The sequence below is a fragment of the Micromonospora sp. M51 genome, from assembly GCF_018070305.1.
GTDB lineage: Bacteria > Actinomycetota > Actinomycetes > Mycobacteriales > Micromonosporaceae > Micromonospora > Micromonospora parva.
The window spans coordinates 1-422 of sequence record NZ_JAGPXZ010001537.1 but is presented as its reverse complement, the minus strand read 5'-3'; the positions used below and the strand labels follow the sequence as shown (position 1 = coordinate 422).

Sequence of the window (422 nt, the reverse complement as noted above, 5' to 3'; positions counted from 1 at the left end):
GCGTCGATCCCCACGGCGTCGGGAGTCTCCGGTCGCCACAGCGGGATCGGCACCAGGCCCGGCTCCACCATCATCAACCCGTCGAAGCAGCTTTCGAGCTCCTCCGGGCTGCGCAGGATGTACGGGACGCCGCCGCTCTGCGCCAGCCGCTCGGCTCCGGAGACCACCGCCGGGCTGGTGTTGGTGCCGTCCCAGAGCACCAGGTGCGACCCGGACGGCACCGCGTCCATCGTCCGCCCGAGGTGCGACTTGACCGTGCTGGTCTCGATGAAGAGCTGCTCGGCGATCTCGACGTTCGACAGGCCCTGGGCGAGCAACTCCACGATCTCGGTCTCCCGCGCGGTCAACTGGTGCGCCGCCGCGGCGTCCGATCGGGGAGCGGGCGTACGCCTGGCGAACTCCGAGATCACCCGGCGGGTGAC

General features: G+C 70.9%; 1 protein-coding gene. It reads right to left on the bottom strand.

Going from position 1 to position 422, the window contains the following annotated elements:
• Window positions 1-422, bottom strand: a 422-nt coding sequence (locus KBX53_RS35840; protein WP_210864126.1) for an SAM-dependent methyltransferase, incomplete at both ends; no start/stop codon positions are given.